Here is a 10,598-nt window from a genome sequence, read left to right as displayed (position 1 = left end):
TTCCTGCAGAAACTTCTTTTGCATCTGAAAAAAATCCATCTCATTTTTCCCAAAAACTTTTACAGGAAAATTTTTATTTACAAAACTTCCATCACCAATTTGACCTTTCCAGTTTTTACCCCATCCATAAAGATTTCCTTTTTTATCTATAGCAAATGAATGAAAAGCACCACATACAATCTTTTCTATATCTTTTATTTCTTTTGTTTTAACTGGAAAAATTCTTTGTATATATGTTCCATCACCAAGTTGTCCAAATTCATTATCTCCCCAAGCCCAGACAGTTCCATCTTTTGCAAGTGCAAGAACATGGAATGCCCCTGCTTTTATATCTATAATATTTTTTAAGTATCCCTTTCCTTCAGGTCCTTTTACCTGTACTGCGTAATTTCTGTTTTCTGTAGTTCCATTACCAAGTTGTCCATATTTATTATCTCCAAATGTCCAGACAGTTCCATCTTTTTTTAAAATTACAGAAAAATCCCAGCCAGCAGTGACTTTAATTACATCCTTTACAATTTGACCATTTTTATATCTTACATATACAGGAAAAGATGAGTTTTCAAATGTTAAATTTCCGAGTTGCCCGGAAAAATTTCCTCCCCATGTTAAAACAGTTCCATCTTTTTTTAATCCTATTGAGTGTATATCACCTGCACCTATGTCAATTATATCTTTCAAATATTCTTTTTCATTCAGTTTAATCATTACAGGTTTACTGATGTTTTTATCATTTCCATTTCCAATTTGTCCTGCTTTATTCCATCCAAAAGCAAAGACAAATCCTTCATTAGTTAAAATCAAAGTATGTGATTTACCACTTACAATTTTTTCTATATTTTCAGAAAATACATAATCACAAATAATCGCCAGAAAGGACAAAACAATGAATAAATTTTTCTTTTCCATCTCTTAAATTAGACATATTTTAAATGAAAAGGTTTAGTTTTGTTTGTAAAATCAGGAAGAATTAAATTTCTATTAAATAACTTCTTCTGTAATTTTCGTGTATAGAGTCAAATGTAATTTTGTTGTCATTTTCCCATCTTGGATGTAAATCACATCTTATAGGTCCTGTTATTTCAGGTATTGAATAAAATTTATCAATGACTATCTCTTTATTTTTTTCAATATTAAAAACTTTTAAATATCTGTAATTTTCGATTGGATATGTATCATATAAAATGAATTTTTTATTTTTTGAAAAAGAACAATGCCCATCTTCTTTTTGCATATTTTCACTTATTGTTTCAACTTTACCTGTTTTATCCTCAATTAACCAGAAACCTTTTTTCCCTTTTATTTCTGCCCATACGATTATTTTATTTTCATCTTTCCAGTCAAAATGAGAAATAAGATATGAATCAATTAAATCATATACTTCTTTCCCTTCTAAATCACTGGTTATAAATCTTGTTTTATGAGCGTCTTTTAATTTAATTTTCCATCTATTTACAAAACAAAATCTTGTTCCATTTTTATTGAATAAAGTATGATTAAACCATCCATAAGAATCAGATATTTCTTTTTCATTTCTAAATTCAAGCATTTTTGAAAGAGGAATTATTAATTTTGACATATTTTTTTCAAGGTCAATAAAATAAATACCGTCATTTTCAGGCCATTTTTCATTTTCATATTTATCTTCTACACCTGCATATCCATAACCAGGTCTCCATCTGGCAAGACGGGGAAAATTTAAACTCAGAGCAATTTTCTTTTCCGGATAAACACAACTTACAGGTCTATTTATTATCCGGAACTTTCCATTTTTTATATTATAAATTTTTGATAAAAAATTTTTTTCTATTCTCACATTATATATTATTTCTTCATCTGATAACCATGAAAGCATACATCCTTGTTGAAAATTCCAGGCATATGTTGCATCAAGTTTTTCAAATTTTTTATTTCCTATTTCTCCAATCCAAATCTCTGCTTTCTCATTTTCTCCTGGTTCTTTATCCTTGAAATCAACTTTTAGATAGAGAAAGAATTTCCCATTATAACTTATCTGTTTTTTATCGTAATAACCAAAAAAACATATTTGTTTTTCAGGGGTTAATGCTTTTATTTCCATTTCCTATTTATTTTTTAGTTCTTTTGCAAATTCAGTATCAGGAAATTCTTTTAAAATTCTTTCTTTATAATATTCAATTTTTTCCTTTATATTTATTTTTTTACTTATCTGGTAAGCAAGGTAAAGTGCTTCTGGCAGAAAAATATTTTCATTATCTGCTATTTTTATAAATATTTCTATTTCCCTTAAAGCATTAATATAGTCATTTTTAAAAATATATATTTTTGTTTTAAGAACAGACCATTTCCCTTCAATTTTACATAAGGGAAATTCTTCTGCCCATTTATCCAGTAATTCAATACCTGTTAATATATCTTTATTCTTAAGGTAATATAGAACAGTTTGATAGTATACATAATTTTTCAATTTATACTCTGCTATATCAGTGTATTTTCTATAGATTTCAGTTGCTTTTTCCTTCTCTCCTTTTATTCTCAAAATATCAGCAATCCTTAATTCTATTTTCTTCTTTTCTTCTTCCTTAAGATTTTTTTCATTTAAAATATTCTGACAGTTTTTCATCCCTTCTTCAAGTTTATTCATTTCTATATATGTATCTATCAATGATAAAAAAATCTCAAAATTATATTCTTCCTGTAAAATTTCTTCACATATTTTTTCACTTTCTTCAAATTTACCTATTTTTTTTGCAAGTTTTAAAGTAATCAAATTAATCGTTCTTTTATCTATTGTTGATAGAGTTCTTTCTCTTAATTCTTTATAGCAATTAAAAGCATTTTCTAATCTGTCATAAGATAAAAATATCTCTGCAAGTGCTTTTAATTTTTCACTTGGAAGAGTTTTTAAATTAAAGTTTACAAATTCATCTATATATTCTTCTGTTTTTCTTGGATTAAGATAAATTTTTGAATAGTCCTGTTCAACATTTATTGTATAACTTACAGTTTCAACCTCTCCTTTTTTATTTTTAACAGTTAGATTTACATTATAATTTTCTTCTCCTATATAAGTATGAAACACCTCTTTTCCTGTTTTTTTCTGACCATCCCCAAAATCCCATTCATAGGATATATCTTCTCCGGAATAGTTTTTTGCAATAAATTTATAGGTTATTAGATTCCAGTTTTCCCTCCTTAAAAAATTTATGTTCTCCCATTCAAAATCAATATTTATTTTTCCATCTAATTTTTCAGATTCTAATAGTTCCCCTTCAAAGATAGGTATAAAAAATTTTTCTGAAATTACTTCAAATTCATTTTTATCATATGATTTAAAAACTGCTACGCAGATTTCGTAATTATAACCTCCAAAATGATAGTAAATAAGTTTATGAATACCTTTTGATAAATTTACAAAACCTGATTGTTCAGGTGTAATAAATGGTCTTGCAGGATGCCAGCCAGGCCAATTTGCAACTAATTTATCATCTATGAATAAAAATGAAGGACCGGATGAAGATGTTGCAAATTCATAGTTTCCTTCTTTTTCTATATAAAAATATCCTGTATATATTTTAATTACATCTTTTTGATAACCAAAGGGATTTGTTGCATCCCATATCTTTTTCCAAATACTTTTTCCTATTAATTTCCCCTCTTTTATGCTCTTTTCCAATGTCTTTTTACTTTCATTCCAGTCAGAAACCTTATCGTCTTTTCTTTCATATATTTCAAGAATTAATCCACATTGTGGATTAAAATTGTAGTTTTTCTTTTGACTTTTTGGATTTCCATAATAAATATAATACATTTTTTTATCAAGAGGAATTAATATTTGATATTTGGGCTTTCTGGAACTTACAATACAGTATTCAACTTCTTTTCCTTCTTCGTCAATTACTCTTATGTCTTCTCCGTTATCTTTACAATTTCCTGTAAAATTTATAACACCTACTTTTTTATAAGGTAATTCTTCTTCTGGAAAGTTAAAAGAAACTTTTTTTCTGTATTTCCATTCCGTATTCCACCAGTTTTCTGAATAATTTAGTAAAATTAAATTAAAAAATATAAAAAATATTTTTTTCATTTTTTATTCAATTCAACTCTGTCAAAATAAACTTTTCCTTCATTTAAATATGAATAGAGTTTTACTCTAAACCATTTAACATTTTCGTTTTCAAACTTGATATTAAAATTATATTCTTTCCATTTATTTTCAGGAAAAATATGACATTCATTCCTTTCTATGCATCTTTTTCTTCCTTTTACAATTCCCCATCCTTCAATAAAAATAATAATATTAGGACCTTCACTTTTACATTTTACAGAAAGAAGATATTGAGACGGTGTTTTAATTTCATTAAAAATGGAATAAATCCATAAACCTTCTCCTTCTGCAGTTTCTTTATTAAGAGAAAAACTGATAAAATCTTTATTTTCCCATTTAACATTATTGTTTCCGATTTTCCATCCATAGGGGTATTCCTCTCCTTCTCTAAAATCATAATTTAATATTAAACTATTTTTTAGATTTTTCCCTTTACTTTCTAAAACGACAAACTCAATTTCATTAGAAGAAAAATTTTTATATTTTAAGCATACTTTAAATTTTAAAGGAAATGCTAATGGATAATAGTAATAAGGAAAAGGAATTGAAAAGTTTAATATTTCTTCTGGTTTTACTGATATATTTAATTCTCCGGGTTTTGGTTCAGGAGGAATATGATTTGTAAAATTTTCAATTTTTTTATTATTTGAAATTACTTCTAAAGACCAGTTTTCACCAACAAATAAAAAATTTTTTTCTTTTGGTTGCAGGTACTGAACTTTTATTTCTTCATTTTCTTTACTTAAATTTTTTATTTTAAGATTTAGAATTACTTCCTCTTCTTCATAGAAAACATTTTTTACTGAAGATAATGTAAATTCAAAATTTTCACAGAATAAAATGGAAATGAAAAAAATAAAATTTATAATTATAATCTTCATTTTAAATTAAGTGAAAAATATTTAAGAACAATATTTTCGTATCCATCTGGAATTTTATCCTGGTATATATTTTTAGAAATAGATTCTCCTGTTTTTTCCTTTTCTATTTTTTCTTTTTTAATCAATTCCCTTCTCACAAATGAGTGATTGAATTCTTTCAAAGAAGAAATTATTTCACTTTTTGTTTTTAATAATTCATTATACCTTCCTGTTTTTAGTTGAATCTGAAAATTTTTCATCTGGGATATTGCTTTTTCAAGTTGTGGGTTATATATATTTGTAGATTTTAATTCAAGTAAAATTTTTTCCGCTTTATCAATAATTTCTTTCTGTTTTTCTAACAATTGGTTATATCTGAATGTTGTATCTCCTTCAAATCCTGTAAGTCCAGATGGTCCCCATCCACTTGTTTTCCCACCTCCTGTAGGACCCAGAGGATTTTCTTTACTTTTATCTTGTATTTCTCCCGGTTCAAAATTATCCGGTGTTAATCTTGCAGGTGTTTGTCTTCCTCCTTTTCCTGTGGCTGTTTTTTCTACCATTTCTCCATAACTCCTTCCAGTTCTACCTTCACCACTTCTTCCTCCTATTTCCTGTTGATTGGGCATTAAATTTCCTGTTATTCCTTTAGCACTCATATTGCTAATAGGTCCATCTGAAACACCCCACCCTGCTCCTTTATCTATACTGTCCATCCAACTACTTGTAATATCTTCAATTTCTTCTTTCATCTCTTCTTCTTTTTCAATTAATTCTCCTATTATATCTTCAAGTTCATCTGGTAAAGCAGGTTCAGGTACCTTGTAATCTTTTGATGGTTCCTGAAGGTCCCACTTTATATTATCCGGGCTTCCTGCAAGCCATCTTTCAAGATTTGAAGTAATTTCTTTAGCAAGTTCAAGACCCATTTGTGATTCAGAAATAGCCATGTGTATTGCTTCTTTTTTTAAGTTTTCAATTGACTTTTGAATATGGGATATCATTTCAACTAATTCATCAGATAATGTAAATTTTCCTTCTGTCTGTTTACTGATTTTATTTAAGTCGTTAACCATCTTTTGAAATGTTTTAAAATAATCACTCTGTACTTCAATTAAATTATTTAAATCTTTTTCTTCAGTTATTTTTTTTATGTTTTCTAATCTTTTTTCACCTTTTATAACTTCATTTTCTTTTTCAATAAATTCTTTTAATTTTTCAGCAAGTTTTTCTAAAAAATTTGTTAATTTTTCATTTTCCACTTCTTTTTTAGAAAGATAATTGTTTAAAGTATTTCCTTCTATCCCTTTTGTATATGGAAAAATGTAATAAATAGAAGAAACTCCTTTATTTTTGACAGGTTGTGAGTTGTCAATACACTCTATGTAATAATAGATAGGTTTTTCAAATTTTAATGGTAATACTAAATAAGTTTCAATTGTTTGTTTTAAACTTTCAGATGGAAATTTTTGAATATAAAAAGTAATATCATTTTTCCCTATTTCATTTGGTATTGTATTCATTTTAAACCTTATTTCTTTTATACCAAAATCATCTTCTGCAAAAATTTTTATTTTGAATTTTTCACCGGGTTTTTTAAATATATCTTTACCCGGTTCTAAAACTTCTATAAAAGGTGAATTGTCATATATTATATGAATTTTTTCATTTTCTGTGGAAAGATATTTTTTGGTAACAAAATCATAGAATTTTAACTTGTAAAATAGTGGTTCATTTACAGTAAATTTAAACTTTTTTCTATTTGAAGTTCCCTTTGCAGTTAATATGGAACCATTGCTTAAAATCAAATATGCATCTCCTACTTTATTATTGAAAAAAAACTCCATTTCAAGTTCCGTATTTTTAAACACTTCAAAAGATGTAAAATCAATTTCTTTCTTTTCCACTGATTTTTTTGTATAGGAAGGATATTTCAATACCAGTGAGATTTTCTGGATATTTGTTCTTTCAAGAATATCAACTTTATACCATGGAGTTATTAATTCAGGATTTATTACTCTATAATTAAAAGGAGAATCCACATTCTCTATAAAATATGAATAATAAAATTTTTCATTTTTCATAGGAAATTTATTTTTTGTTGATTTACTTTCAATTTCTATAAAAGATGGTAAATGTTCTTTGCTATAAAATTTTATTTTTAGTGATTCACCTTTTGTAATTTCATAATTTCCAGGTTCTATATAATAGTTTAAAGTAAAACCTGTAAATATTGTGGTTAACCATTTTTTGAATTTTTGCGGGGATAAATAAATCAATAAAATAAATAAAATCAATACTACTGAAATTTCCTTTAAAAGTAAAATTATCTTTTTATTCCCTATTCCCCTTTCAGGAGGTATATTTTTAATAATTTCAAATGTTTTAACTTTAAGTTTTTCAATAAATTCTGCTGGATAAAAATTACTTTTTTTAATTATCTGGATTGTATTTATAAGATGATTATTTATCTCCTGAAATTTTTTTTCAAAGTTAATTGCAAGGTCTTCAAAAGACATTTTTTTAAAAAATTTGATATCCTTGTAAATCTTGAAAATGAAAAAGAAATATAAAAGGAAGGAAAAAAATCTTGTAAAATGTATTAAAACAGGTAATGGATAAAATGAAATTATAACTATAAAAATTAAAAAAAATGTTAGCCACGAAAGTATTGAACATAAAATGTTTTCTTTTATTTTTCTTTTTATTTCAAAGTTTCTATATCTGTTTAAATAATTAAAAATAAATTCAGTATATTCCATCTTTTATATAATACCCCTTTTTCTTCTTAAAAACCAAGAGTAATTCAGGGTTATATAAAGAACAAAAATGAGTGCTTTTCTATTTTCTTTTGTAACTTTAAATTTTAGATTTTCACTTTTAGTAGATAAAGGTATATATTTTTCAAAATTTTTTACTTCTTCTAAAGGTATAAATTTTCCTCCAGAAAATTCTGAAATAGTTTTTAAATATTGATAATCAGGAATACAATTTAGCAATTCTATTCCTTTGCTGTTTACATAAACATGTATAAAGTTTTTATAAATTCCATTTCCACCCTCAATTATATATACTCCTTCTTTATCCGTCCTGAACTTAATTTTATTTTCTTCTAATTTTAGTGTTTCTTTTTCACCGGTAGGAGTTATAAGATTGAAATTTGTTTTTTCTTTTATTTCATTATTTTCAAAAAAAGTTTCTATTTCTATCATCTCCCCTTTTTTATATATATTTCTTTCCTGTTTGAATTCAGGAGTTTGTGTTTTTAATTTTAAATATTTTTCAGGGGGTATTAAAAATCTTATAATTCCATTAAAAAGAGTTTCAAATTTATTTTTATATCCAGAAATATACCATTTCCATAAACTATCAGTTCCAATGATTAAAGAACTTCCTTTATTGCACAATTTATATGCCATAAGAATATTGCCATCTTTTTTTATAAAAATTGGAATTGAATCATCTGTAATATATTTTATGTTGTTTATAGTAAAGAGAGGAGGAAAGTTCATAAATTCATCAAAAATAAAAAGATTTTTCCCAGAAGTAGTTAAAATCGGGATGAACTCTTCTTCAATTAATATATTTTCATTACCCTGGATTTTAACCGGTATTACATTTTCTAATGGTGAGTTTTTTATACCTTTTAGAAAATTTTTACCACCAAGAAAAATTATGTTGGAACCGTTATTTACAATTTCTTCTATATTTTTCATCTGTATTTTGCTAAATCCTGAAAAATCTATATCACCTAAAATAATAATGTGGAAGTTCTCAAAATCAGATTTTTTTTCAAATAAACTCCCCTGAAAATTAAATTCTTTTCCTCCAGTTTGTTGATAAGTTTGTTTCCCTATATTTATTATAGAGATGGACTCTATATTTGGATTTCCCTCAAGAAAATTTTTTAAAAATTTGTATTCCCATCTTAAATATCCTTCAATATACAAAACTTTTATCAGTGGTGATATATTCATAACTACAAAATTTTTCCTGTTGTTTTCGTTATTTAATTCTTTTTCATCTGAAATAACTTCAATTTCATAAATTTCATAACCTGAATTTTCTGAAATAATTTCAAATTCTACTTTTTGATTTTCTTCTTTAACCTCTATGATTTTACTATCTAATGTTTTATTATTTTTTTTCAAGTTTATTTTTACTTTTTTATCTCTAAAATTAGATGATTTAAGAAAAACTTCTATTTTATTTTTTTCTCCTTTATATATATATTGAGAACCCGTTACTCTGTCTATACTTATATCTTTTAAATCACTTTTCCTTGATACAATTGTATAAACAGGTATTTCAATATTTTTGAGATCATTAATAGTTGTAGAAGATGTTTCTATTCCATCACTAAATAATAGAATACCTGAAATTTTATTATTTTTATTTATTTCTCTTATTTTTAATATGTTTTTTAAAATGTTTGTTTCTTCATCCTGAACTTTAAGTTTTTCTATATCTTTTTCTTCTATTTTTTTTAGAGAAGAACCAAATGTATAAAAAACTGGTTTATATTTTTTTAATCTCTTGCTGTATTTTTTCAATATTTCTTTTGTCGTGTCAAATCGTTTTTTTCCGTTTTCTTCTATTGACATACTTAAAGATGTATCAATCAATATAACTAAATTACTTTTTTCTCTCTTCTTAATTTTTAAGGTAATTTCAATCTGTAAAATTATTGAAAGAAGTAAAATTGCGGAAAAAAAATCAAGAAGAAATATTAATTTATTATTTTTTAAAAAAACTGTTTTGTAAAGGATAAAAACAATTATTATGAATAAAAAAAATATTAAGAAAATGTTGAAAACTCCGAGTTCTGTATTTATTTTTATTTCCATTTTTATCTAAATTTCATTATTTCAGAAAAAAGTACATTTAAAAAAAGAAAAATAAAAGCAGTTGAAAGGAAAAAATCTGTTAAATCTCTACTTTTTAAAACATTCTTTTCAAATTTTTCAAATTTTTCATCATTTATAATTTTTAGATTACCATGAAATAACTCTTTGATTTCTTTATAAGATATTTTTTGTAAATTTCCTTCACTGCTATCAACATTTACTGCAATCTTTTTTTCTTTTTCTTTATAAAATTTAATTTTCCAGAAACCAGGAATGTCAGGATTAAATTCATAATTTTCATTTTTTAAAACAATTTTAAAAAGTTCTCCATCAGGTTTATAAATCTCAATTTTTTCAGTATCTTTAGGAATATTCATCTTTTTCTGATTTCCTATGATATAATTCACATTTGTGTCTTTTGCATAGTTTTCAATGATTTTACTTAAAAAAACAGGGAAAAATGGTTTATTTTGAAAATTAGTCCATTCATTTTTCAAAACAAAAGGAAATAAAATTATATTCCCTTCTCCAATATTCTTTTTTATCATAATGTCATTATTTCCCTCTATTTTCAGAAGTGAAATACCATGATTTTCTTTTATTTTGTAGTATTTCCAGAACTTTACAGGGTTTATATATTCAAATATTTTTTCACCAAAATCATAAAAAACAGGTTCTTTTTTTTCAATGTAATTAATATCCAATGGTTTTTCACTTATAATAGTTTTTTCTATTTTACATGGAAGTAAATATATTTTTTCTTCTTTTATTTCCCATATTTCATTAAAAATTTCAGGATAAGTT

The 10,598-nt window shown here is 25.0% G+C and carries 7 protein-coding genes; all 7 read right to left on the bottom strand.

The genetic code is table 11. The features are described from left to right. Positions 1-909: hypothetical protein (locus tag PKV21_06980; GenBank protein ID HOM27233.1), on the bottom strand; the 909-nt coding region annotated here is incomplete at its 3' end. Positions 910-970: 61 nt separating this feature from the next. After that, on the bottom strand, positions 971-2,080 hold the full coding sequence (locus PKV21_06975) for a hypothetical protein (GenBank protein ID HOM27232.1): 1,110 nt from the start codon (positions 2,078-2,080) through the stop codon (positions 971-973). Between the two features lie 3 nt (positions 2,081-2,083). Continuing rightward, positions 2,084-4,066, bottom strand: a complete 1,983-nt coding sequence (locus PKV21_06970) for a PKD domain-containing protein (protein HOM27231.1) — start codon at positions 4,064-4,066, stop codon at positions 2,084-2,086. Continuing rightward, complete coding sequence (locus PKV21_06965; protein HOM27230.1) at positions 4,063-4,968, bottom strand: hypothetical protein; 906 nt, start codon at positions 4,966-4,968, stop codon at positions 4,063-4,065. The genes PKV21_06970 and PKV21_06965 overlap by 4 nt, the downstream gene beginning before the upstream one ends. Further along, on the bottom strand, positions 4,965-7,709 hold the full coding sequence (locus tag PKV21_06960; protein HOM27229.1) for a hypothetical protein: 2,745 nt from the start codon (positions 7,707-7,709) through the stop codon (positions 4,965-4,967). The genes PKV21_06965 and PKV21_06960 overlap by 4 nt, the downstream gene beginning before the upstream one ends. A 3-nt stretch (positions 7,710-7,712) precedes the next feature. Further along, on the bottom strand, positions 7,713-9,794 hold the full coding sequence (locus PKV21_06955; GenBank protein HOM27228.1) for a vWA domain-containing protein: 2,082 nt from the start codon (positions 9,792-9,794) through the stop codon (positions 7,713-7,715). A 2-nt stretch (positions 9,795-9,796) separates the two neighbouring features. Continuing rightward, positions 9,797-10,598 (bottom strand): hypothetical protein (locus PKV21_06950; GenBank protein HOM27227.1); only part of this gene is annotated, 802 nt, incomplete at its 5' end.

The sequence above is a fragment of the bacterium genome, from assembly GCA_035371905.1.
Classification (GTDB): Bacteria; Ratteibacteria; UBA8468; order B48-G9; family JAFGKM01; genus JAMWDI01.
The sequence above is the reverse complement of the archived record's forward strand: the minus strand, read 5'-3'. Positions and strand labels throughout refer to the sequence as shown.